Consider the following 23972-nt stretch of genomic DNA (forward strand, 5'->3'; position numbering starts at 1 on the left):
ATGTTAGGAGGAAGAATGTGCTCATTTATTTAATAAATACAATAAAGCTAATTTTGTTCATAAGTTTCACGAAGGACATAATTACGTTCCGGACGCCCGACTGTTCCGTAAAGCAGCTTCGTCTCGAGAATGTTCATTTCCACTAAATATTCCAAATAGCGGCGTGCTGTGGAGCGGCTCGTGCCGATTACTTCACTTAACTGTGTCGCCGTTAATGTTGTGTACTTTTGCTCCTTAAATAAGTGAATGACCTGTTCGAGTGTAAAGGTATCGATTCCTTTCGGCAGTGCCTTTTCAGTCGTCGAATGATTTTGCCGGTAAAACAGCGTATCCAGGTCTTGCTGTGTAAAATGCGTTTTCTTTTGTAATGCCGACTGTGTCAGATGAAGCTGCTGAAATGCTTTTTGCAATCGCTCTTCATCAAACGGCTTCACAATATAATCGAATACTCCGTATGCATATAAAGCTTCCACATGCGCACGCTCGGCTGCAGCCGTTACCATGATGATGCGGATTTCCGGAAAATGCGCGCGTACATACGCAACAAGTTCATAGCCTGTGACATCCGGAATATATAAATCCATCAACAGAACAGCTGGCGGTGTATTATGTAAGAGTGCTTCTTTTAATGAGGCCCCCGTTAAAAATTGCTGTACTTGTGCATCCCGCTGAATTGTTCTTATATAATCGGCATGAATCGCCGCAATCCGAAAATCGTCTTCCAGTAACCAAATATCCATTGAATCACTTCCTTTGTAAAATGATTAAAAAGCAGGCCCCGCCTAAGTCACTTTCTTCGATCAGCAGTGAGCCGCCCACTTTTTCAAGTGCCTGTTCACTGATTGCCAGTCCATAACCGCGATCATAGCCATCCTTTGTCGTAAATCCGAGAGTGAAAATCTTATTTGCCGTTTCTGCATCGATGCCCGGGCCATTATCATGCACCTCTATTATGAGCTCATGACGATACTGCTGTATAAACAGCTTAATCTGCTTATCCGCTATATTAGTTTGATCCAAAGCATCCATCGCATTTTGCAGAACATTCCCTAATGCGGTCAATAATGCATCCACTTCTTCATCATTATAATCGACTAATACGTCCTCTGTTTCGATCGTAATCGTAATGCCGCGCTCTTTCGCTTCTGATATTTTCCCTTCAAGTAATGCCTGCAGCAATATTGAGGGCTGTGTTGCAAGTGCCTGTTGCTGTTTCGTAGAATCCTGCTGCTCCTGCCTGATAAATCCAATCGCATCTTCAATATGGGATTGCTTCAACAAGCCAAGGATAACGTGCAGCTTATTCGCAAATTCATGTGTTTTTGCCCGCTGCATACGCGCCTGCTGCTTCACCAATGTCAGCTCATTAATCACTGTTTCATACTCAAGCTTGGCACGCAAAATATATAAATAGCCGAGCTGCTTTTCATGTTTCAATGGCGTTTTCGAAAAAATCATTTCCTGCTGCTGCAACGGAATTTCCAGCGCCTGGATGACTTCTTCTTTAAATAGCCGTTCCGGAAGCAGCGTATGTAATGATATCCCTTCTGTCAGGGATGAGATGAGTTCCTTCGCCCGTGAATTGGCAATCACCACTTCATTATTCAGTGTCGTTAAGATCACGCCATCCGTTGTTTCCTCTAGTATTGTATGATAGGACGAATACAGCTTCGCAATTTGCGCCGGCTGCATACCGAGCAGCTGTTCCTTTACATAAAGCGAGATCAGCACCGCACAGACAATCCCGAAAACCGCCAGAAGGAGCGTGATCTGAAGCCATCCGAAAAAGGCAGTATCGATTGTTCCCTGAAGATCTTTTGTCAAAAATCCAACCGAAACAACCCCGACAACATTGCCGTCAACCAGAACCGGTACTTTCCCGCGAACCGATTCCCCCATTGAACCCGTCGTTACGGAAACAACGGACTCTTTGTTAATCAGCGCCGAATCATTATCCCCGCCGACCATCGACTTCCCAATCTTTCCGGTGTTAGGATGCGTATAGCGAATGCCCTGCTTATTCCCTATCACGACGAAATTCGCTCCGGTCTGCTTTCGTATATCCTCTGCAATCGGCTGAAGTATGGAAGACGGATTTTCCGTAGAAAATGCGGCGACGATATCCGGCCGATCAGCAATCAAGTACGCACTCGTCAACGCCTTTTCCCCCATCTCATCCAGTATCGATTCATCCAAGTAATGATTGATCAGCAGTAAAAACAGCACACAAATCGTAAAAATGATTCCGCTGATTGTCATGATAAGATGGGCTGTTAGTGATTGTTTTAAGCGATTGATCATGAAAGTCCCCCCTTTCAGGTCATCATTTTTACTAGTTTACCATGTAGAATGATCTCGTTTAACAATTATCAGGATGAGATTACCTCAAAAAAACACGTAAAACCTTTTGTCTGTAAGGTTTTACGTGTATTTAATACTTATGCTAATTCCCGATACCAGAACCGTTGGGCTGCTACCGCTTCAATGAATTGAGTTACGAAATCTTGCATATCTGTTCCTGTTATTACACCCGGCTGCCCTAAAATCTGATTGACGCGCAGCCATTCAATCCCCCCGCCCGTCGCACCAATTGGCTTGTAATGTGAATAGGCTTCATCAATGAAGTAGGCTGCATCCTTGTTAAACATGACGTTTGTGTTACTTCCTCTAACCATATAAACAGCATCAAACAGCACGGATTTTGCAGTTAGGAAGGTGTGTTCAGCTTTTACGACCACTCCTTCTGTTCCGTGTACCATCCCAATATGTTCGCTAATAATTTCCGGGATAATGCCTTGGTTTATCAATCGGTAGAGCACGTAATTAACTTCCGGACCATTGAATCCCTCTGTCAAGATGATTGCGACTTTCCTTGTTTGTACTGATTTTATTGTATTTTCCTGGCTGAGTGCCGGGGAGGACTTTGTTACAGCCGAACCGCCCCGTGCCGGAGGATGTGCTCCGATATTTATTGCAAAGGCGGTTGCCAAATCCATATCTACATTGGCGAACATATCCACTACCTGCTGTTTCACTGACTCACTTTTCACTTTACTTAGTTCAAAACTGAACGCTTCAATAATATGCATTTTTTCAGGTGGGCTCATACTGTTCCAGAAAAGTGTCGCTTGTGAAAAATGATCGGCAAAGCTTTCGCTTCGAGCCCGGATTTTTACACCGTCCACTCTTTCCTGATAAGTGGCATATCCGCCTTTGTCCGGACTTACAGGTGACGGAGTGTTCCCGGCTAAGGAGTTTCGGTGATAACTTACTTTCCCAATATTAATCGTCTGGCGGTGGAAGCCTTCCCGCTGATTGTTATGAAATGGTACAACCGGTCTGTTAATCGGGATCTCATGGAAGTTAGGTCCGCCCAGACGGAGTAATTGTGTATCTAAATATGAAAATAGCCGTCCCTGTAGTAATGGATCATTTGTAAAATCGATCCCTGGTACGACATTCCCCATATGGAAAGCAACCTGTTCTGTTTCCGAAAAGAAATTATCTACGTTCCGATTTAACGTCATCTTTCCGATAATATTTACAGGAATGTCTTCTTCCGGCCAAATCTTTGTCGCGTCAAGGATGTCGAAGCCGAGACTGAATTCGTCCTCTTCAGCAAGAATCTGAACACCTAGTTCGAATTCAGGGAAAAAGCCGTTTTCAATTGCTCCCCATAAGTCATTCCGGTGAAAATCCGGATCAATGCCCGCCAGTTTACGGGCCTCGTCCCATACTAAAGAATGCGTTCCCAATATAGGCTTCCAATGGAATTTTACGAAATGTGCTTTTCCTTCCTCATTGACGAGACGAAACGTATGCACACCAAATCCTTCCATCATTCGGAAACTGCGTGGGATGGCGCGGTCTGACATGATCCACATTATCATATGGGCAGATTCCTGGTTATTCGCGACAAAATCCCAAAACGTATCATGGGCAGTCGAGGCTTGCGGTATGTCATTATCAGGCTCCGGCTTAAATGCATGTACAAGATCCGGGAATTTGATGGCATCTTGGATGAAAAAGACCGGAATATTGTTGCCGACCAGATCATAGTTCCCTTCTTCGGTATAGAATTTCGTTGCAAATCCTCTCGCATCACGTACGGTATCGGCAGAACCACGTGATCCATTGACAGTAGAAAATCGAACAAATACAGGCGTCTTTCTAGAAGTATCCTGAAGGAATTTCGCCCGCGTATACTTTTCCATGCTTTTGTATAACTGAAATTCACCGTGAACACCGAAACCGCGTGCATGGACAACACGTTCTGGGATTCGCTCATGGTCAAAATGGGTTAGTTTTTCACGAAAATGAAAATCCTCGAGTAAAGTTGGCCCTCTCACGCCCGCTTTTAACGAGAATTCATCTTCCGACACTTTCAACCCCTGATTCGTTGTAAGTTCTTTTCCTTTATCATCTGTTCGAAAAATGTCTAATTGTTCGTCTTTACTGTTCTTTCGGTCATTATGCTCACCCATTTAATATCCCTCCTCAACATTAAATGGTATGAGTCCATGAAATAATTTATGTAAAAGTATGCATTTGCAAACAGCATAATAATAAACGTGAGAGAACTTTTAGCTTATCCAAATAATTAACTTGCTTATAATAAGTAAAGGAACTAATAAAATTTGTATTTGCCCAACTAAAAGAATAAAATAATACCAACAAGTATTTTAAAGGATGTTTAGATTGCCCTACAATAAAACAAGGAGTTGAAAGTGGTGAAGATTGCTCAAATTTCAAAGTACGGTCTCTTCAGTTTCTTTGGATTAGCAATAATTTTATTCGGTTTTATAACTACGCCACAAGCAAGTTATGAAAAGGAAGACAATGATGTCATTCAATCCATAAATCAATACTTACAAACTAAATATGTATCCATGTATGATAATGACAGTGAATATAATCTTGAAAATGAATTGTTAAAGGTTCAACAGTTACAAAGTGATTTAGCATATGCAGATTTGGATAGCAAACTGCATCAACAAGCTCAAACCATGCTTGTACAATTAAGTAGCGCAATTTATAAAAACGAACTAGAAAATGCCGATTTTTACGTAGATGCTTATTTATCGACACTATATGAAACCGACAATGCGCAAAGCCAATATAGTGGTTGGAATCTGTATTCAATGCCCTATAATGACCATCAACAGATGAACACAGAGCTATGGAATCAGCTTACTGAACAAGAAAAAATCAGTTTTATTTTATCCATGAAATCGATCTTACTAAAACAACAAGCCGAACAGTACATGCCTTCTACATTTTATGTATTGGAAAAACTAGAACAATCTTCTCACAATAACGTTGCTAACTCTGCTGTAAAAACTTTGCTCTACCCATAAACAATATTTTTCTAACGAAGCTTCTGTTATGCTCCCACTTTTAGAGGTGGGAGCCCTTTTGAAAAAAAACACAAGGTAGCGATTACCTTGTGTTAAAAATACGCTTATATTTTATTTAACTTTTTGGGCATGGTGTGAAGCTGCTGCACCAGCCAGTTTACCAAATACTGAACCAGACATTAACCCGGATCCACCCGGGTAATTTTCATAGAAAATTCCACCAATCATTTCACCGGCAGCATATAAGCCTTCAATTGGTTCATTTTTCGTATTTAATACTTCACCTTCTGGAGTTGTCGCTAATCCCCAGAATGAGAATGTAATACCACAAGTAACTGGATAAGCATAGAAAGGCCCTTCACTTATTGTTTGTGCCCAGTTAGACTTCGGAGGCGTAATCCCTTTTGTACATTTTCCGTCTTTGTCAGAAGGATTAAATTCCCCTTCTTGAACAGCTGCATTATACACATTAATTGTTTGTAAGAATTGCTCCTTCTTGATATCCAGCTGGTCTGCAAGTGCTTCAAGTGAAGAAGCCTCAATGACTGTCGCCTCTTCTAAATTGTACTCCGCGCGTAATATTGGTCGAACTTTTGCATCATAAATTTGATAAGCAATATTATTTGGTTGTTTCAATATTTCTTTGCCGTATTTTGCATATGTGTAGTTACGGAAGTCGGCCCCTTCATCTACAAAGCGGTTCCCTTCCACGTTCACCATTACACTATACGGATAGGAGTGTTTCTTGAAGATATCACCTGGTTTTTGGAAATCTCCAACTCGTGGTGCATTGGCATCTGTCCCAATCGCATGACAGCCATTTACTTGACCGAATGTTTGCGCACCGATTGATACCGCCATATCGATTCCATCGCCAGTGTTAAATTCAGTACCTCGAACTAACGCCTCGTTCCACTCTTCCCCTAATGCTTCCGCACGTTTCTTCTTGTTCGCTTCAATACTGCCGCATGCCAGAACAACGCTTTCACATTTAACCGTTTTAAGTCCATCTTTTGTTTGCACTTCGATTCCCGCAACTGTACTGTTCTCCGTTACAATCTTCGTCGCTGCACTTTCATACCATACATCAATCCCTAATTCTTCACAGCGATTGAATAAACTTCTCATTAAGCCGATCCCTTTTTCCACCGTTTTAACTGGCAGACCGCCCCAGAAATGAATTTTTCCTTCTTTTTCAAAGGACTGATTCGCATAGTTCAATTCAAATTCTACGCCTTGCTTTTTCATCCATTCAATCGTTGGTAATGACTGATCCACTAGCTGACGAATCAGTTCCGGTTTACTTTGATTTTTTGAAACACGCATAATGTCATCATAAAAGTCTTGCGCCGAATAAACGGGCATATCGATTTTATTAATCGTTTCCTGATCTAAATCAACTACTTTTGTAACAGCTTCTAAATTTTGATAGGCTACGCGAATGGCACCGTCTGTAAAGAATGAATTCCCTCCGCGTTTCTCGAACGGTCCTTTTTCCAGTACAAGTACTGAACTTCCTTGTTCTTTTGCAGAAATCGCTGCACATAACGCTGCATTCCCCGCACCTACAATTACTACATCATATTGTGACATCTGACATATCCCCTTTTCTATTTGTTAGTCTTACTATAAAAAATATCTTGGAATAAATGAAATATTCATTTTTTAGAAATAACCATAAAATTTTTTTATCTCTTTAGTAATCTCCATTTTAATAGCGGTAAAATGAATATATAAATAAACAACATTCGAAATAACTGAAATATGGTCACCTGGGTTGCATCGGCCTGTAAAGCAGTTGCGATTAGTCCCATTTGATCCATACCACCCGGAGCAGTACTTAAGTAGCTTGTCGCAAAATCCATTTCAAAAAGCAGCACCATTCCTTTCGCAATAAAAAAAGTAATGATTAATAGTAAGACTGCACTGCTGATTCCACCGATTAATACACGTTTTGGTAAACGTAAAGATTTTGGATGTAACAGTAACCCGATATACGCACCGATACACAGCTGTGCGATATGCAATAAATTACTGTCTATCGGCGTTATTTCTACCTTCAATAGACTTAATAGTAATCCAATAATGACAGGTGTTAAAAAATGCGGTACAGGCAATTTTAATTTCTTCCCAACCGGTAACAATATAAAGCCTAGTAAAATTAAGAGGCCGTTATGCAATAAATTAGTTGAGCCTGTTTCGATTGTCTCCGGAACTTTTCCTGTTAAGGAAACTATAATCGGTATGAACCCGACTACGAAAAGTACGCGAATGACATGAAAGAACGTTACAACTGCCACGTCAATATCTTCCTGCTCTTCTGCAAATACAACTAATTGAGACAAACCACCTGGAATACTAGCTGTCAAAGCTGTTGCAAGTGGTATATACGCCCACTTTTGCAATGCATATGCTAATGCAAGGCAAAATGCACTTAACATGATGTTAAGGAGCAACATAAAAAGCAGTGTATCTTGCATAGCCACTAAAATATCAAAAGTGAAAAGTTGGCCAATCGCAGTTCCTACTATAAGTAATCCGATATTTCGCATGACGACCGGCCACTTCATCGGAAGTTTCCAAAGCAGTTGTGTGAACAATACACCAAATAAAGAGCCTAACATCCAAGGCATCGGGAAGTTGATTAATTGAAAAATGGTGACACCAACAATTGCGACCATTATCACTGTTACAATAGGGGAAATTGTGTGTATTAAATTCTTCTTTTTCAGCTTAAACACTAATTGCTCCTGTAATGACCGCAGCAATAATAAGGACAATCGATGTTAAAAAGCACCATAGAAACGCATATTTTTGATATTCCCCTAACTCTTTTGAAATCATCCCAACTAACAAAAAGGTCGAAGCCACTAATGGACTTAATAGATGCACTGGTTGACCGAGTACAGAGGCACGTGCTATTTCAATTGGATCAACCCCGAATGATGTAGCTGTTTCTGCTAAGACCGGTAGAACACCAAAATAATAAGCATCATTTGACATGACAAACGTGAAGGCCATGCTCGTAATCCCGACAATCAATGGTAATTGTGAGCCTAAAGAATCCGGAATCAAGGAGATTAGCGCATTAGACATGGCTGTAACCATGCCTGTTCCTGATAAGATACCCGTAAAAATTCCTGCTGCAAATACAAGTGCTGTTACGATTAATGCATTTCCTGCATGCTTCATAATAATCTCTTTTTGAACGGTATTTTTAGGGAAGTTAATCATCAATGCAATGGCAAAGCCAAGGATAAAAATAGCAGATGGCGGCCAAATCCCTTTTACGAGAATGACCATCACAGCAACCGTTAGTAACAGGTTTGTCCACCAGCGAATCGGTGAAGGCTTGCTTGCACTTTCTACACCTGTTTGCATAACATGGTCGATTGAAAGCTCATGAACTCCCACACGTTTGCGTTCCTTTTTCCCTAACAAATAAGCTACGAGCAGTACCCATATTGCCCCTATTACCATTAAAGGAATTAAAGGCACAAAAAATTCAGACGGATCTACACCAGTTGCAACAATTGCCCTCGTTGCCGGTCCTCCCCACGGCGTCATCCCACTCATCACACTCAAAGAAAGCATTGCGATAGTTGCCAATATTAAAGGATTCATTCCTATCTTTAAGTAGAGAGACAGTAATGCTGAAACGGTAATCATGTACGTTGTAGTACCATCTCCATCCAATGCAACAGCCAGTGCCAATACAGCCGTTCCCATTGCAATTTTTACCGGATCCCCTTTGACAACCGTTAAAAGACGATGAATAAAAGGATCAAATAATCCAGCATCAATCATTACCCCAAAATACAAAATAGCGAATAATAATAACGCAGCCGTTGACGATACTTGTTTCATCCCATCTAGCATCATGTCGCCAAGTGTTGAAGCAAATCCCGCAAATATGGCAAATAGAATCGGAACTGTTATTAATGCTACGATTGGTGATAAACGATTGCTCATAATGAGATACGTAAATAGGATTATCATTATAAAGCCTAAGCTAGCTATCATATACCTCCCCCGTTCTTATTAGTTTGAAAGCGTTTTACTATCCCCATTTTCAGAATATATGATATATTCAAATAAATAAAATAGATAGTTTTAAGCGATACCGATAAAATTTTTTTATTTCATCGAAGAAGGAGGGGTTGCCTGTGAATATAAATGACGCCCAATTATTAATAGATTTATACAAAACAAAAAACATTACACATACCGCTAGCAACCTTTATACATCTCAGCCCGCACTAACTTACCGGATTAAACAATTGGAGAAGAAATATAAAATAGAGCTAATTGTACGCGGCTCAAAAGGAATCGATTTTACAGAAGAAGGTCAAATTTTATATGATTATGCGAAACAGGTCATACATAATGAAAGATTATTGGTAGATCAGTTAGCCAACCTAACTGTAGATACAAGGGGTACAATTTCTATTGGTGCTTCCGGTTTATTCTCCTTATATCACCTCCCCAAAATATTGGATGAATTTAAACAACTTTATCCGAATATCTATATTCAACTAAAAACCGGATGGAGCAGTGAAATCAAAGAGTCACTTAATGCGGAGGAAATACATTTAGCAATTATTCGCGGTGATTATGCATTGAATGCCAAAAAGCATACACTTTTTACAGAAGAATTATTTGTCGTATCGAAAACTCAGTTTAATAAAGAGGATATCCCGAACTTACCGTTTATCACTTATAAAACCGATATTTCATTAAGTCTTATGATTGATAAATGGTGGCGTACTTATTTTCAGCAGCCTATCCGTCCCAGTATTGAAACCGACCAGGCTGCGACATGTAAAGAGATGGTGAAATATAATCTCGGAATTGCCGTATTGCCCGAAATCAGTATAGAAGGAGAAGAATTCTTTAAAATTTCATTGAACGATTTTGGAGAAGATATTTATTATAGAGAGACGAGTTTATTTTATAACCCGTATGTAGAGAAATTAAGACATGTTAAATTATTTTTGGATTTTTTAAAGGGACATTATAATAAATAGAATGGCTAGGACAATGCCAAAAATAAAAAGGGGGATCTCCAATGCCTGTTTACAACAAACTAGTACGCGACTTAATACCACAAATCATTGAAAAGTCTGGTAGTAAATTCACTACACGTATCCTACACTCTTCTGAACATTTGACAGAAATTAAGAAGAAACTTGAAGAGGAGGTGCATGAATATCAAGAGACTACTAATAATCAAGAAGCCTTAGAGGAACTAGCTGACATTTTGGAACTAATCCATGCTGCCCTCCCTATTCATGAAGCCACTTTTGAAGATCTAGAAAAAATTCGGGTTGCGAAGAAAGAAAAGCGTGGTGTATTTGGGCAAGGGATTTATTTGATAGAGGTTGAGGATGAGTAATTTAAGATTCATTACATCTAACCTTGATGAATTTATAAAACTATCCCAATCCAATTTACCATTCCCTTGAATAAAGAAACACTTCGAACTTATAGGGCTACCTATGAGCATGAATATCAGACTATTCCTTTGAGTAAGAAATGGAGCGAATCAGAAGAACAGGAAGCTATGTTCGGACCAACGAGCGGTGAATCATTAGCTCATGAAAGTCAAAAACCTTATCAACTAATATTAAGGAGTGTAACAATGCCCATCCCTACATATGAAAAATTTATGTATCCTCTTCTTGGCTGTTTAAAAGACAGACAAGAACATACATTAAGCGAACTAAATGAATCACTTATTCAACATTTCAATTTAACAAAAGAAGATTTGGAAGAAATGATTCCTAGTGGTAAGAAAAGTTTATTTGGCAACCGTTTCGGATGGGCTAGAACTTACTTGAAGAATGCCGGACTAATAGAAAGTCCACGAAGAACAGTGTTTAGAATAACGGATAGAGGCTTATCTATTATTAACGATCCTACTATTACATATATTAATGATTCAGTATTAAAGCAGTTTCCTGAATATCTAGCTTTTAAAAAAGGTTCTTCTTCGAGTGCTGATAATCAAATTGAATCAGCAAATACTGATACATCAAAAACACCTCTAGAACTTCTAACTGAAAATTACTCCCTCATTAAACAGGCCGTCCAAGAGGAGATACTCGAAAAAATTATGAACAACTCCCCTCAATTTTTTGAGCAGTTAATAGTCGATTTAGTAGTTGCAATGGGTTATGGCGGTTCCGTTGCAGATGCGGGTAAAGCAGTAGGAAAATCCGGTGATGGTGGAATTGATGGGGTTATTAAAGAAGACATTCTCGGTTTGGACAAAATTTATTTACAAGGCAAACGCTGGAGCAACCCGGTATCACGCCCTGACATCCAAGCATTTGTTGGCAGTCTTGTTGGGTTTAAAGCGAATAAAGGAATTTTTATTACAACTTCTCGCTTTACAAAAGAAGCCTTTGATTACGCAGAAGGTATCGACAAATCGCTAATCCTAATTGATGGCCAGCGATTAACAGATTTATTATTTGAATTTAACGTTGGTGTCTCAAATGAACAAACATTTACCATTAAACGAATTGATTTAGATTATTTTGAGGAAATGTAACGATAGAAAATAAAACATATTAACAAATAAAGCAGTCCAAATTTTACAATAAGTAAAATTTGGACTGCTTTTGATTTTGAGGTAAGTTTTGTCCCATCCTATTCCTAACTAGACACCTAACTAGACAATTCCTTTACTATTTAATTGGTCCAGCTGAGCTTTCGTCAGATTGAGCAAACTTCCGTAGACTTCTTCATTGTGCTGACCCACTTTTGTCGAGCCTGGGAAGCGGATTCCCCCGGGAGTACGACTAAGTTTCGGAACAACTCCTGGCATCGGGAATTCACCGAACGTATCGTGCTCCACATTGACAATCATTTCACGAGCTTGGAATTGGGGATCCTGAATCATTTCCTTAGCTGAATAGATGAGCCCCGATGGCACCCCTTTTTCAGCCAAAATTGCCAGGCTTTCCTCAGCAGATAATGTTTTTGTCCATTGCTCGATAATCTTGTCGAGCTCCTCCAGGTTTACACCTCGGGTTTGATGGGATTTATAGCGCTCATCTTCAGCAAGCTCCGGACGATTCATCGCTTCGCATAATCGTTTAAATACCCCGTCCGCATTGGCACCGATGACGATGTACGTACCATCTTTCGTCAAATATATATTGGATGGTGCAATGCCAGGCAATACATTCCCCATGCGTTCACGTACATAATCGACCAGCAAATAATCCGGAATAATACTTTCCATGACGGAAAATACGGATTCATAAATGGCGGTATCAACTACCTGCCCTTTGCCTGAACGAGTGCGCTCGTAGATTGCCGTTAAACAGCCCAATGTCGCAAAAATAGCAGCTAAAGAATCGCCGATGGAAATGCCGATTCGAGAAGGAGGGCGATCTGCAAAGCCTGTCACATAACGCAAGCCGCCCATCGCTTCACCAACACTACCGAATCCTGCACGCTCTTTATACGGTCCTGTTTGACCAAATCCGGAAGTGCGCACCATAATAATTCCTGGATTGATGGCACTTAGTACTTCGTAGGATAACCCCCACTTTTCCATCGTGCCTGGGCGGAAGTTTTCAATAATGACATCTGCTTTTTCAACAAGCTGTTTGAAGATTCCCTGACCTTCGGATTCACGTAAATTTAACGTAATCGACTTCTTATTGCGTGATTGAATCGGCCATTGCAGTCCTTGCCCATCTTTTTGCTGCCCCCATAAGCGCATCGGATCTTGTTTATCGGGCGGTTCGATTTTGATGACTTCTGCTCCAAAGTCCCCGAGTAGTCTTCCAGCAAAGGGACCAGCAATTAATGTTCCTAGTTCTAGTACACGTATATTATCGAGCGGGAAATAATGTTCTTTCATAGTGGTATACAGCTAAAGTAGCTGCAAATCCAACTCCTCTCTCTATGCAAATTGGCGTTGTCCAAAATTAAAGGAATGCAGTTCATCTCTTGTCTTACGGATTTCATCTCGGCGCGCATTCGTTTCTTCGAGATTGACTGTCAAATCATCATTCAACTCAACCCCATAAGCTTCATAGGCTTTTAATCTGGATACAAGTCCTCGTTTCACTTCCAGACTCACATAATCCGCATCACGCTCTAACGGATCACCCCAACCACCGCTTCCTGCTGTATTAAAGTAAAGGACATCTCCAATCTCTACTTCGATATGGTCAATTTTCGACGGTAGATCAATTACAGTTCCATCCTTCTTCACGAGTTGCTTAGAGGAAGACACGCCCGGATCACCGCCATTAATCCCCCAAGGCTGTATTTTTGCGCGGTCGTCATGGATGGATACTATACCATCCGCTAAAAACGTATACACTTTTTCATTGCAGTTTCCGCCGCGATGTTTTCCAGCACCGCCTGAATCCATGCCGGTACGGTATTCATTTACCAATAGCGGGTAATACGTTTCTAAATACTCTGTCGGAATATTCACGAATGCCGGCCACCAGGAATGACCGTCAATTCCATCTGCATGAGGTCTTCCCGGCAAACCGCCATACATAACCTCCATCAAGTGGAAACTCTTGTCGTTTTGGTCCTTCCCGGAAAAGATAAAGTATGGACTTGTTCCATAGCCTGCTGCTGTACTGTTTTCAGGTGTTTTCAATGACAATACTCCGCCCAATACGTCAAATAGTCTGCTCAGCGCGTGGGTACGACAGCCTAATGCAGCAGGTGCGATTGGACGCATCAAGCAACCTTCCGGCGTATTAATGTGAAGCACATCATAAAAGCCATCATTAAAGTTGATCGCTGGGTCATAAACAGCGATTAAATACGAGCCGATAAACATTTTAAACATCGGTTCACTCAAATAATAATTGATTGGGCCGGGTGCTTGCGGATCTGTTCCTTCCCAGTCAAAGAATGCCTGGTCCCCTTCACGCCACATCGTCAACTTCATTTTGAACGGGCCATTTCCTAAACCGTCGTCATCAATATAATCCTCGAATGATACTTTTTCGGTAGGGAGGAAGTTTTGAATAAGCTGGCGCATCATTATATTTGTTCGATCTAGCAATGCTTGCAAAGCGTTATTGTACACTTCTTCACCGAAACGGCTGACGATTTCAATTACCCGTTTTTCAGCTGTACGGCATGAAGCGACAAGTGCCATTAAATCGGAATAATTTTCGATCGGCGTTCTTGTATTTGCCTGCATAATTTTTACTATTGCTTCGTTCAAGACCCCTTTTTCATACAACTTTACTGGCGGGAAGCGAACGCCTTCACCGTAAATTGTACGTGCTTGTACGGGCATACTGGATGAGACAGGGCCGCCGACATCCATTACGTGTCCAAACATTGATGAGTAGCCGATGATTTTATCTTGATAGAAAATCGGTAAAATAATCATCCAATCATTAATATGCGAAATTGAACCACCGCAGCTGTATGGGTCACTTACGAAAATAACGTCGCCTTCGAAAATACCTTCTTTAAATTGATTTACCACTTCAGGTACATGAGAACCAAAGTTCCCCACAACCATTCGTCCTTTGCTGTCTGTAATCATCGGGAAGCAGTCATGCTGTTCACGAATAACAGGTGACATGGCCGAACGGAATAAGGTTGCATCCATTTCCTCTTTCGCATTTCGCAAAGCATTTTCAATAATATCAACTGTAATTGAATCGATTGCCGACATTATGCTTCAACCCCTTTGATCAGAATATTCATATGTTCATCTACCGTCGCAATATGGCCAGGAATAATAAGCGTCGTGCTGTCCTTTTGCGTAATGATAGCCGGCCCTTTAATCTCATTGTTCGGCTGCAATAAACTACGGTCATAAATTGGTGTCGTCTGCATTTCCCCATCAAAATATGCTTGATGATCCGCCACGATAATCGCCTGTGAAGCATCCGCACTCCCTGCCTCGCTTTTTGGCAGACGTGGCGCATTCACCTTACCAATTGCAACTGCACGGATATTAACTATTTCTACATCAGAATCAATTTTGAAGCCATATGTCTTTTCATGAATGGCATCGAATTTTTCAACTAAAATAGAGAGTCCCTTTTCATTTAAATCATTAATGTTTACTTCAATCGGTATTTCATGACCTTGACGATAATACCTTACGTCAACTTCGCATTTGATCGTTGATTGTTCCTTTGTTACGCCTTCTTGTTTCAGCCAGCCGAGGCACTCTTCACTTAATCGCTGCAACTCATCGATGACCTCTACTTTTGAAAGCGTTGAAATAGAATGGATATACGTTTTTGAAAACTCGTTGCGAATGGAAGATTGCAAAAAGCCCAATGCCGAAAGCACGCCCGGTGTCGGCGGGATGATGATCGGGAAGCTACCGGACAGTTTTCCAAGTGCGTTTGCATGTAATGGGCCTGCACCGCCTAATGCCAGCAATGAAAAATCTCGAGAATCATAGCCCTTTTCCACTGAAACAAGTCGAATCGCACCATACATATTTTCATTGACAATATCGTAAATTCCTTTTGCCGTTTTATATATATCGAAGCCCAGCTTATCTGCAACTGTTTGAACAGCCTCACGTGATTTTTCAACAATTAGCTTCATTTCACCGCCTACCAGACTTGGAGGCAAATAACCTAATACGACATTCGCATCTGTTACGGTCGGTTCTACACCCCCATTACCATAGCACGCTGGCCCAGGTTGTGATCCTGCACTTTGCGGTCCTACACGCAACGCACCTGTAATCGGAACATGCGCAATCGATCCACCGCCGGCACCGATACTAACCACTTCAAGTGAAGGTGCTTTTACCGGGAAAATGCCTACTTTTGTTTCACGGGACATCCGCGGTTCGCCGTCATACGTCAACGCTACATCGGTAGACGTACCACCCATATCAAATGAAATGACATTGCGGAGGCCAGTTTGCACGCCGATTGAGGCAGATGCCGTTACACCGCCTGAAGGACCTGAAAGCATTGTGTGCACCGGCCGTTCAGAAGCTGCCGGGATACTCATTAGTCCACCATCCGAACGGACAATGCTTATTCTGCTCGTAATCGAATCTTCATCTAATTTTGTCTGTATATTTTTCAAGTATTTCTGCATAGGAGGTCTAACATAGGAGTTCATAACTGTCGTTAATGTTCGTTCATATTCACGAAATTCTGGAAGGATATCATAAGAAATGGTAACAGGTATATCTGGGTTGATGGATAATGCAAGCTCACGAATACGAATTTCATGAGAAGGATTTGCATAGGAATTAAGCAGACTGATCGTTAAACTCTCTACTCCGTCTGCATAGATTTCTTCTATTTTTTGAATTATATCAGCTTCATCTAACGGCAAATAAACATCGCCTTTCGCGGTCATCCGTTCAACCGCACCTTTTGTATAGATCAGATCCGCTAGTGGAGCAGGCTTCATAAAACCGATCCAGGCACTAATTGGCGGTGGCGTCCAAGAGCGTGCGACATGCAATATTTGTTCAAACCCTGCAGTCGTGATTAAACCAACTTTTGCACCCTTTTCTTCCAGTACGGCATTTGTGGCAACCGTTGTTCCATGTAAAATCGACTGGATTTCATTGATGCTGACGCCGAGCTCCTCACAGGCCTTTTTGATTCCCTCCATCAATCCGATCGACTGATCTTCTGGTGTCGATGGTGTTTTCGTTCCATAAATTTCTCCGGTCACTTCATTTTGCAAAACAATATCTGTAAACGTTCCTCCAACATCAACAGCTACTCTATACATCTAATTGGACCCCCTTTATTTGATTGAAATAATGCAAAACTGTATCTTTTGAAACAATATCACCGTACTTATTTTGAATATCAAAAAGATTTGCCTGATGCTGTTCTAAGGAGCGGTCACCAACACATTGTTCAGGCACAACAGCACGATAGCCGTACTGCAGTGCATCGACTACAGTTGCCCTTATGCAACCCGAAGTCGTACAGCCTACAATGATTAACGTGTCTACTTTTTTCGTAGTTAATATTGAATTTAAGTTTGTACCAAAAAAGGCGCTTGCAAATTTTTTCTTAATGACCAACTCATGCTGCCGTCTTTGAAGACGCTTGTCCACCTGGACCCAATGGCTGTTCTCTGTCAATACCTGCAATGCCGGGATTTTTTGAAGGAAATATTTCGCTTCCTCGAATGCATCCCCGTACTCAACGGTTGTAAAAATGATTGGGATATTGTGTTCTCTTGCCTTTTCCAGCAAGCTGCTCGTCTGCGCTATTTCCTCATCATAATTTGAACCTAGTTTACAGGCCGAATCTGTAAAGCCATTGATAAAATCGACAACAATAATAGCTGGACGTTCACCAAATCCGACGACTTCTGCAAATCCATCATAGTTTTTTTGCATTCCAACCCTCTTTCCTTCTGTATGACTAGCTGTTTGCATCATAGCACATTGTATACAATGAAAACAATATTTTTTTCTGAATATTACAAATCTTATGTAGATTCATTGATTTGAAAGGGTTATACTGTTTAGTGAGAGAAGTTTTAAAGTTAAAAATCCACTCATTGTATACAATATGAAAGGATGTGTAGCTGGTGGATGCTTATCAGTACGTAAAAGAAAGGATTATCTCAGGCCACTATCAATCTGGCGAACGTTTAACAGAAGTAATGCTTGCCAATGAATTAGAAGTGAGTCGGACACCTGTGAGATCAGCCTTGCAGCAATTGGAATTTGATGGCTTAGTCACTCCGTTAGCAAAAGGCTATGTGGTCTCCTCCTTTTCAAAAGAAGACATTCAGGAAATTTATCAAATCCGTGCTTTGCTTGAAGGGCATGCAGCATTTGAAGCTGCCCTCAATCGCACCGAACAACATATTGAGGTCCTCAAATCGGCAAATGAACAGTTTATGCAATATGTGAAACACACGATTGCGCAACCTGATGAAGCGAATATGGAGAAGATCGTTTATTTCAACAAACAGTTCCATGACTGCGTCAATGACGCTTCAGGTAACTCCTACTTAAAAAAACATATTGAGCAAGTCGTTATTTTGCCGCTCGTCTACCGATCTTTCTATTGGTATGACCAATACGAACTAAAGCGATCATTTGAAGCCCATGAAGCAATCCTGAAAGCAATCGAAGCCCGAAGACCCGAACGCGCAAAAAGTGCCGTTCAAGAACATATTTATAATGCACTGGATCACATTTTAGAGCATATTGGGGAGGAGTAAAAAATATGATTGAGATTTGTGAAGTTGGACCACGAGACGGTATCCAGAATGAAAAGGTTTTATTAACTTTAGAAGAAAAACTGACTTTGATTAACAAACTGATAGATGCAGGAGCAAGAAAGATTGAAGTAACTTCGTTTGTGAACGAAAAGGTAGTGCCGCAAATGGCTCAGGCAGAAGCGTTAATCGAGCATCTGCCAAACATTGAGGATGTAATCTACAGCGCACTTATACTTAGTAAATCCGGGAAGGAGCGCTTTCTTCATTCCTCTATTTCACATGCACAGTTGGCGTTTGCTGTGAGCGATGCTTTCAATTTAAAAAATGCACGCCGTTCAACAGCACAATCGATTGTGGAAATGAGTGATATTGTAAACGAGCTAAAGTCCGCGGACAAATATGTAAATGTAATTTTCGGGACAACTTATGGCTGTCCTTATTCAGGGGATATCGATCTACATGATGTCATCACCATCGCCAGACAGTTTATCGAGCTCGGTGTCGATGAAATTACATTCGCAGATACAGTCGGTTTGGCAACACCTAATACAATTGAACAGTCCATCCACCTTTTCAGGGAGCAATTCGGTGACTTTCCGCTTGGCCTGCATTTACATAACACACGCGGCTTAGGAATCGCCAATGCACTTGTCGGCATTCAGCACGGGATTACCCGCTTTGACAGTTCAGTCGGCGGAATTGGCGGATGCCCATTTGCCCCAAAGGCTGTGGGAAATATTTGTACAGAAGATTTTGTGTATATGCTGCATCAGATGGGCTATAAATCATCCATTGATGTGGACGAATACGTGAAAGTGGCACAATGGATAGAGGATAAATTAAACCGCAAAATTGATGGAATGCTTATGAAGACTTATTGAACGTATTTCAAGAAAAGGCAGGTGCCTTCCTGTATCACTCCCGACAATTATAGATGACAGTTGGATTATTTTGAGGAAATTTAACATGTGCTTCTTAACAAAAAGAAATGCTGCCCAGTAATAATTTACTGAGCAGCATTTCGCGCTTTGAAGACAGAATAATCAGTCTTTATAAATCATACTAAGTTAATCGTTTCCCCGATGTTGTTACACGTACTTCTTTATTGCCTTCCGCTTCAATCTCAATATTCGCTTTTGGCATAGTTAATAATATTAAAATCCCTACTACTAAAATAACAGCTAATGCAAACATACCTGTTTCTAAAACAAACATACCTAAAATTGTTGGTCCTACGAATCCACCAAGTGCTGCAAATGAGTTAACAAGTGCAATTCCTACTGGTGCTGTTGACTCGGTGAAGAAGAATGTTAAATAAGCAAAGAAACTGCCCGTGAAGCCGTATAGTCCTGCTGAAGCAAGTGACAACATGGCAACCATTGGCCATAGAGTCGTAGCGAGTGCACAACCTACGAAACCAACTGTAGCAATAAGCAAACATACTACTAGATGCTGTTTATGCTTTCCTGTCCGGTCAGCGTTAAGCCCGGTAAAGATAATGGCAGGAATACCGACTAACGATGGTAACATAGCCATCCAACCAATTTCCATATTCGTTGTAGTGACTGCAGAGAGTGATTTAATGATAGTTGGTACCCAGAACGATAGACCGTATACACCTGTATAGCCGGCAAAATAGAAAAGTGCTAATTTCCAAACCGTTGCATCCTTTAACATTGCTAGTTTAGACGGCTTATTAAGCTTTAATGCCTTTTGTCGCTCTACATTTAATTCGCCTTCCAACCAATTTATTTCTTCCTGTGTCAGCCATTTCGCTTTACTTGGACGATCTGTTAAATAAACTAATGTAATCACACCTAAAATTAATGCTGGAATCCCTTCCAAAATAAACATCCAGCGCCAGCCTTCTAAACTTGCCCAAGCAACGTTGTCAATAATCCAGGCTGATAATGGGGCACCGATTAATCCTCCAATCGGCAAGGCTAATAATAAAACTGCTGTTGCTTTACCACGCTCGCGTTCACGGAACCAATAGGTTAAATATAAAATAATACCAGGAAAGAATCCGGCTTCCGCAACACCTAGTAAAAAGCGTAAAATGTAAAGATGTGTAGCTGATTGCGCAAATCCAGTCAGAATAACAATGATTCCCCAAGAAAGCATTATACGCGCAATCCAAATTCTTGCCCCCACTTTATGCATAATCATGTTACTAGGGACTTCAAAGAAGAAGTAACCGATAAAGAAGATACCCGATAATAACCCGAAGACTTCAGCAGTTAATGCTAAATCAGCGTTCATTTCTAACGCAGCAAATCCTAAATTTACACGATCTAAGTATGCAATGATATACAGGATTAAAATAAACGGTAAAATACGAGTCATCGTTTTCTTCGTCGTCTGTTTCGCTAAAGCGCTTTCATTCATAGCTTTACCCCCATATCTAATTGAATTTTTAATCGGTCTTGCAATTGTTCAATCGTAAGGTCACCTAACAATTCCTTTACAATTACTTTTTTGTCCTCAAATTCAAATACCGCGTATTCAGTTACAAGCATCTCTATCCTGCGTATACCGCTTCTCGGATAAGTTAAGCTTTCTACAATTTTTGGATCGCCATCTTTTGTAAACAAAGTTGCGGCTGCAATTACCTTTTTGGCCCCTACTACTAAATCCATTGCTCCACCTACACCTAAAATCGGTTGCCCCGGTACAGACCAATTGGCAATTTCACCAAAACGATTCACCTGTAAAATTCCTAATACAGCTACATCGATATGGCCCCCTCGGATCATCGCAAAAGAATCGGCACTACTGAAAAACGATGCATCTTTTGTAATCGTAACCGGTTCTTTTCCTGCAGATATTAAATCTGCATCAATCTGATTTTCTGATGGTGGTGGTCCCATTCCTAATAAACCATTCTCTGATTGGAGATAGACATCTTTTCCTTCAATGTAAGAAGTCACTAACGTAGGAATTCCGATGCCCAAATTCACGATTTGACCATCTTGCAACTCCTGCGCAATACGTTTAGCGATAACTGTACGTGGATCAAACGCTGACATAGCGATCCCCCTCTTTCACATAGTTAGACTGCACAATATAATCTACATAAACATGTGGTGTAACAATTGCTTCAGGATCTAATTCGCCTACCTCTAAAATTTCATCAACCTCCACGATGACCGTTTCCGCTGCAGTTGCCATCATAGGATTAAAGTTTCTGGCAGTCGTATGATAAATTAGATTTCCTAATCGATCGGCTGCTTTTGCACGAATTATTGCCACATCGCCCTTGATTGCTTTTTCAAAAATATACGTTTCTCCATCTATAACTCGCTCTTCTTTATTGATTGCCAACTCAGTGCCTACAGCCGTTTTCGTATAGAAGCCACCAATTCCCGCGCCTCCACAACGAATGGCCTCCGCTAATGTACCCTGTGGTAAAAGTTCAATATCTAGCTTACCCTCCGACCAAGCAATAACTGCCTCTCTGTTCATTGTAAAAAATGAACCAATTGCCTTTTCAATCTTCCCTTGTAAAAACAGTTTGTGTAAACCGATCCCATGATCCCCTAAATTATTGCTAACTACATGCAATCCCTTCACATCGGTTTCAGCCATTTGATCAATAATTGTTAATGGTGCGCCTGACAATCCGAATCCCCCTGCTAAAATAACCTGATTGTCCTTGAATAACCCACTTAGTTCTGAAAGATTTTGGATGACTTTGTTCTTCAATTTTGACCCCCCTCATCTTATTAACTAGACTGCAGTCTAATTTTACAATAGAATAAAAGGGAAGTAAATGCATAAAGGATGATTTAATTGATTAAAAGAGAAAATAAAATACATGAAACAGAAAATAAAAGGGGATTCATCATAAGGATTGCCATGCAATTGTTTAAAGAAAAAGGATATAAAAATGTCAGTGTCGATGAAATTGTACAAGCCTGCAATTCATCCAAAGGTTCGTTTTACCATCACTTTAAGTCAAAGGCTGAAATTTTAAATGAGCACTTTGCCTTGGCAGATAAGTATTATGAACAATTGTATAATGATCTACCAATACAATTATCACCAAAAAGGCGATTACAGCTCTTTTTAGAGAACGTGTTTATTTATTTAGAAGAAACGTTTGGGCGCGAGTTTTTATCCGTAGTTTACTCTACTTCTTTAGAATCTGAAGCTCATTTATATTTCAGGAATCCTAACCGTAAATTATTTATGTTATTTGAAGCATTAATTACCGAGGTTATTGAAGCAAGCCCAACAAAACCTGCGTTATCACTTAAACAATTAAAACTCGCCTTTACCCAGCTCGCAATGGGTGTCATTTATCATTGGTGTACATTCCCAGAAGATCAGTCTCTCCAAGAAAGTGGTGCGAGTGCATTACAGCATTATTTAAATGGCTTTTCGTAAAGATTTAAAAAGAAACAAAGGACAACCCAAACTCCTTGGATTGTCCTTTGTTTCTTTGTTGTATGGCACTCTATCTCAAATACTACTCTTTCAACCCTTGCCAGCTTTGCACATAGTGTATTCCTACCCCGCTATAATAACGGTTTTTAGCATAATGGCTCGCCACTTGATCGAGTACTTGGTTCATCTTGATTTCACCTTCATCGGCAAATGTTATATATGGCTCATATGGGAAAGGCATTGTTTCAACACCCATAACAACCGGAGTTTGATACTTCTTTGCATAATTCATTTCATTTTTTGTAATGCTCTTTAACGCAGCAACTGTATTGCGATAGGCCATGATGGAGACGCCGTCTGTGTTCGCAATCATCCACTCTGCCAAGTTGCCTTCACCAAATTGGTTATAATATAGCACTTCATCATACCAGAATGGGATATCCGCCTCTAATCTTAGTTCTGTACAGCGTACTTTATAGAGGGCGTGCTGTATTAATTCTTGGTACTGACTGACTGCCAGGTTTCGATTCTGTTCCCATAATGCAGATAAATAAGGCTCCACATCTAAATGGACTGCTGTGAAATTCGCTGCGGGATATTCCTGGTGGTATTGGCTGATCCATGCCCATAACGCATCAAAATTTGCTGTATTCCAATAAGGTCCTCCATCCAGTGCCTGCACTTCAATATTTGCTTCGCGCATCCTGTTAATAAAGGCTGCGTACACATCATTCGGTATTGCCGGGTCAATCTGCAAATAGACTGTCGTTACTTCTTTATCTAATAGAAACTGGATCGTTTGCTCATCTGTAATCGTATGGGTATGCCAAAGCCAAGTTGATTTTGTATTATTTTGCTGTGCCTGTGCATCATTCATTATAAAAATGACTCCTAACATCATAAAAGCAGCGAATAGTTTTTTCATTTACATTCCCCATGTTCATTCGTAGTTGTTATTTTTAGTATAAATCATTACACTCGTTAGGAGAAAGTATATTTTAAGAATTCTGTGAACTCCGGATCTCATGCAACGTTAAA

Annotated in this window: 21 protein-coding genes; 7 read left to right on the plus strand and 14 right to left on the minus strand. The window is 40.6% G+C overall.

The window, feature by feature from the left end:
* Positions 1-47: 47 nt before the first annotated feature.
* The 3 genes from CBM15_RS12005 to CBM15_RS12015 form a co-directional block, all read right to left on the minus strand.
* Positions 48-740, minus strand: coding sequence for a response regulator (locus CBM15_RS12005; RefSeq protein ID WP_087617706.1), 693 nt, complete (start codon positions 738-740; stop codon positions 48-50).
* A gap of 4 nt (positions 741-744) precedes the next feature.
* Positions 745-2301 (minus strand): ATP-binding protein, encoded by a 1557-nt coding sequence (locus CBM15_RS12010; protein WP_087617707.1) that lies wholly within the window; start codon positions 2299-2301, stop codon positions 745-747.
* A gap of 137 nt (positions 2302-2438) precedes the next feature.
* Positions 2439-4484: a catalase gene (locus CBM15_RS12015; protein WP_087617708.1), complete on the minus strand. Its 2046-nt coding sequence runs from the start codon at positions 4482-4484 to the stop codon at positions 2439-2441.
* A 246-nt stretch (positions 4485-4730) separates the two neighbouring features.
* Between CBM15_RS12015 and CBM15_RS12020 the strand changes: the two genes are divergently transcribed.
* Positions 4731-5357 (plus strand): D-alanine--D-alanine ligase, encoded by a 627-nt coding sequence (locus CBM15_RS12020; RefSeq protein WP_239835842.1) that lies wholly within the window; start codon positions 4731-4733, stop codon positions 5355-5357.
* A 111-nt stretch (positions 5358-5468) separates the two neighbouring features.
* Here the strand turns inward: CBM15_RS12020 and tcuA are convergent, their stop codons facing one another.
* The 3 genes from tcuA to CBM15_RS12035 all read right to left on the minus strand — a co-directional run bounded on the left by tcuA (position 5469) and on the right by CBM15_RS12035 (position 9380).
* A complete protein-coding gene (tcuA, locus tag CBM15_RS12025) occupies positions 5469-6950 on the minus strand; it encodes an FAD-dependent tricarballylate dehydrogenase TcuA (RefSeq protein WP_087617710.1) in 1482 nt (493 codons plus the stop codon).
* Positions 6951-7045: 95 nt separating this feature from the next.
* The gene (locus CBM15_RS12030) at positions 7046-8098 is read right to left on the minus strand and encodes an AbrB family transcriptional regulator (protein ID WP_087617711.1); all 1053 of its coding nucleotides are present in this window, start codon (positions 8096-8098) and stop codon (positions 7046-7048) included.
* Positions 8091-9380 (minus strand): CitMHS family transporter, encoded by a 1290-nt coding sequence (locus CBM15_RS12035; RefSeq protein ID WP_087617712.1) that lies wholly within the window; start codon positions 9378-9380, stop codon positions 8091-8093. The genes CBM15_RS12030 and CBM15_RS12035 overlap by 8 nt, the downstream gene beginning before the upstream one ends.
* Before the next feature lie 143 nt (positions 9381-9523).
* On the opposite strand from CBM15_RS12035, the gene CBM15_RS12040 reads away from it, so the two are divergent.
* The 3 genes from CBM15_RS12040 to CBM15_RS12050 all read left to right on the plus strand — a co-directional run bounded on the left by CBM15_RS12040 (position 9524) and on the right by CBM15_RS12050 (position 11913).
* Positions 9524-10384, plus strand: a complete 861-nt coding sequence (locus CBM15_RS12040) for a LysR family transcriptional regulator (RefSeq protein ID WP_087617713.1) — start codon at positions 9524-9526, stop codon at positions 10382-10384.
* Between the two features lie 41 nt (positions 10385-10425).
* Complete coding sequence (locus CBM15_RS12045; protein WP_087617714.1) at positions 10426-10752, plus strand: nucleoside triphosphate pyrophosphohydrolase; 327 nt, start codon at positions 10426-10428, stop codon at positions 10750-10752.
* 129 nt (positions 10753-10881) lie between these two features.
* Complete coding sequence (locus tag CBM15_RS12050; protein ID WP_239534826.1) at positions 10882-11913, plus strand: restriction endonuclease; 1032 nt, start codon at positions 10882-10884, stop codon at positions 11911-11913.
* A gap of 120 nt (positions 11914-12033) precedes the next feature.
* Here CBM15_RS12050 and CBM15_RS12055 read toward each other — a convergent pair whose 3' ends face one another.
* From CBM15_RS12055 to CBM15_RS12070, 4 genes are read right to left on the minus strand one after another with little or no spacing between them, the layout of a single operon-like run.
* A complete protein-coding gene (locus tag CBM15_RS12055; protein ID WP_087617716.1) occupies positions 12034-13236 on the minus strand; it encodes a CaiB/BaiF CoA transferase family protein in 1203 nt (400 codons plus the stop codon).
* 42 nt (positions 13237-13278) lie between these two features.
* Positions 13279-15036, minus strand: coding sequence for a hydantoinase B/oxoprolinase family protein (locus tag CBM15_RS12060; protein ID WP_087617717.1), 1758 nt, complete (start codon positions 15034-15036; stop codon positions 13279-13281).
* Positions 15036-17087 (minus strand): hydantoinase/oxoprolinase family protein, encoded by a 2052-nt coding sequence (locus CBM15_RS12065; protein ID WP_087617718.1) that lies wholly within the window; start codon positions 17085-17087, stop codon positions 15036-15038. The genes CBM15_RS12060 and CBM15_RS12065 overlap by 1 nt, the downstream gene beginning before the upstream one ends.
* Entirely contained in the window at positions 17080-17709 is a 630-nt protein-coding gene (locus tag CBM15_RS12070) for an isochorismatase family protein (RefSeq protein ID WP_087617719.1), read from the minus strand. Before CBM15_RS12070 ends, CBM15_RS12065 begins: the two co-directional genes overlap by 8 nt.
* A 194-nt stretch (positions 17710-17903) precedes the next feature.
* Between CBM15_RS12070 and CBM15_RS12075 the strand changes: the two genes are divergently transcribed.
* On the plus strand, positions 17904-18545 hold the full coding sequence (locus CBM15_RS12075) for a GntR family transcriptional regulator (RefSeq protein ID WP_087617720.1): 642 nt from the start codon (positions 17904-17906) through the stop codon (positions 18543-18545).
* Positions 18546-18550: 5 nt separating this feature from the next.
* Positions 18551-19426 carry a hydroxymethylglutaryl-CoA lyase gene (locus CBM15_RS12080; RefSeq protein WP_087617721.1) on the plus strand — a complete coding sequence of 292 codons (876 nt, stop codon included), beginning with the start codon at positions 18551-18553 and terminating at the stop codon, positions 19424-19426.
* A gap of 181 nt (positions 19427-19607) precedes the next feature.
* Here CBM15_RS12080 and CBM15_RS12085 read toward each other — a convergent pair whose 3' ends face one another.
* From CBM15_RS12085 to CBM15_RS12095, 3 genes are read right to left on the minus strand one after another with little or no spacing between them, the layout of a single operon-like run.
* Entirely contained in the window at positions 19608-20933 is a 1326-nt protein-coding gene (locus CBM15_RS12085; RefSeq protein ID WP_087617722.1) for an MFS transporter, read from the minus strand.
* Entirely contained in the window at positions 20930-21574 is a 645-nt protein-coding gene (locus CBM15_RS12090; RefSeq protein WP_087617723.1) for a 3-oxoacid CoA-transferase subunit B, read from the minus strand. The genes CBM15_RS12085 and CBM15_RS12090 overlap by 4 nt, the downstream gene beginning before the upstream one ends.
* Positions 21561-22250, minus strand: coding sequence for a CoA transferase subunit A (locus CBM15_RS12095; RefSeq protein ID WP_008405297.1), 690 nt, complete (start codon positions 22248-22250; stop codon positions 21561-21563). Before CBM15_RS12095 ends, CBM15_RS12090 begins: the two co-directional genes overlap by 14 nt.
* Positions 22251-22337: 87 nt before the next feature.
* On the opposite strand from CBM15_RS12095, the gene CBM15_RS12100 reads away from it, so the two are divergent.
* Entirely contained in the window at positions 22338-22934 is a 597-nt protein-coding gene (locus tag CBM15_RS12100; RefSeq protein ID WP_087617724.1) for a TetR/AcrR family transcriptional regulator, read from the plus strand.
* A gap of 82 nt (positions 22935-23016) precedes the next feature.
* On the opposite strand, the gene CBM15_RS12105 is transcribed toward CBM15_RS12100, so the two are convergent.
* Positions 23017-23859: a hypothetical protein gene (locus CBM15_RS12105; protein WP_087617725.1), complete on the minus strand. Its 843-nt coding sequence runs from the start codon at positions 23857-23859 to the stop codon at positions 23017-23019.
* Positions 23860-23972: the final 113 nt, after the last annotated feature.

Origin of the sequence: Solibacillus kalamii (assembly GCF_002174535.1) — a bacterium.
Taxonomy (GTDB): domain Bacteria; phylum Bacillota; class Bacilli; order Bacillales_A; family Planococcaceae; genus Solibacillus; species Solibacillus silvestris.

What these genes read in the sequence shown, in the direction of transcription:
- CBM15_RS12005 (WP_087617706.1), bottom strand. Translation starts at nt 740, where the DNA reads ATGGATATTTGGTTACTGGAAGACGATTTTCGGATTGCGGCGATTCAT.
- CBM15_RS12010 (WP_087617707.1), bottom strand. Translation starts at nt 2,301, where the DNA reads ATGATCAATCGCTTAAAACAATCACTAACAGCCCATCTTATCATGACA.
- CBM15_RS12015 (WP_087617708.1), bottom strand. Translation starts at nt 4,484, where the DNA reads ATGGGTGAGCATAATGACCGAAAGAACAGTAAAGACGAACAATTAGAC.
- tcuA (WP_087617710.1), bottom strand. Translation starts at nt 6,950, where the DNA reads ATGTCACAATATGATGTAGTAATTGTAGGTGCGGGGAATGCAGCGTTA.
- CBM15_RS12035 (WP_087617712.1), bottom strand. Translation starts at nt 9,380, where the DNA reads ATGATAGCTAGCTTAGGCTTTATAATGATAATCCTATTTACGTATCTC.
- CBM15_RS12045 (WP_087617714.1), top strand. Translation starts at nt 10,426, where the DNA reads ATGCCTGTTTACAACAAACTAGTACGCGACTTAATACCACAAATCATT.
- CBM15_RS12055 (WP_087617716.1), bottom strand. Translation starts at nt 13,236, where the DNA reads ATGAAAGAACATTATTTCCCGCTCGATAATATACGTGTACTAGAACTA.
- CBM15_RS12060 (WP_087617717.1), bottom strand. Translation starts at nt 15,036, where the DNA reads ATGTCGGCAATCGATTCAATTACAGTTGATATTATTGAAAATGCTTTG.
- CBM15_RS12065 (WP_087617718.1), bottom strand. Translation starts at nt 17,087, where the DNA reads ATGTATAGAGTAGCTGTTGATGTTGGAGGAACGTTTACAGATATTGTT.
- CBM15_RS12070 (WP_087617719.1), bottom strand. Translation starts at nt 17,709, where the DNA reads ATGCAAAAAAACTATGATGGATTTGCAGAAGTCGTCGGATTTGGTGAA.
- CBM15_RS12080 (WP_087617721.1), top strand. Translation starts at nt 18,551, where the DNA reads ATGATTGAGATTTGTGAAGTTGGACCACGAGACGGTATCCAGAATGAA.
- CBM15_RS12085 (WP_087617722.1), bottom strand. Translation starts at nt 20,933, where the DNA reads ATGAATGAAAGCGCTTTAGCGAAACAGACGACGAAGAAAACGATGACT.
- CBM15_RS12090 (WP_087617723.1), bottom strand. Translation starts at nt 21,574, where the DNA reads ATGTCAGCGTTTGATCCACGTACAGTTATCGCTAAACGTATTGCGCAG.
- CBM15_RS12105 (WP_087617725.1), bottom strand. Translation starts at nt 23,859, where the DNA reads ATGAAAAAACTATTCGCTGCTTTTATGATGTTAGGAGTCATTTTTATA.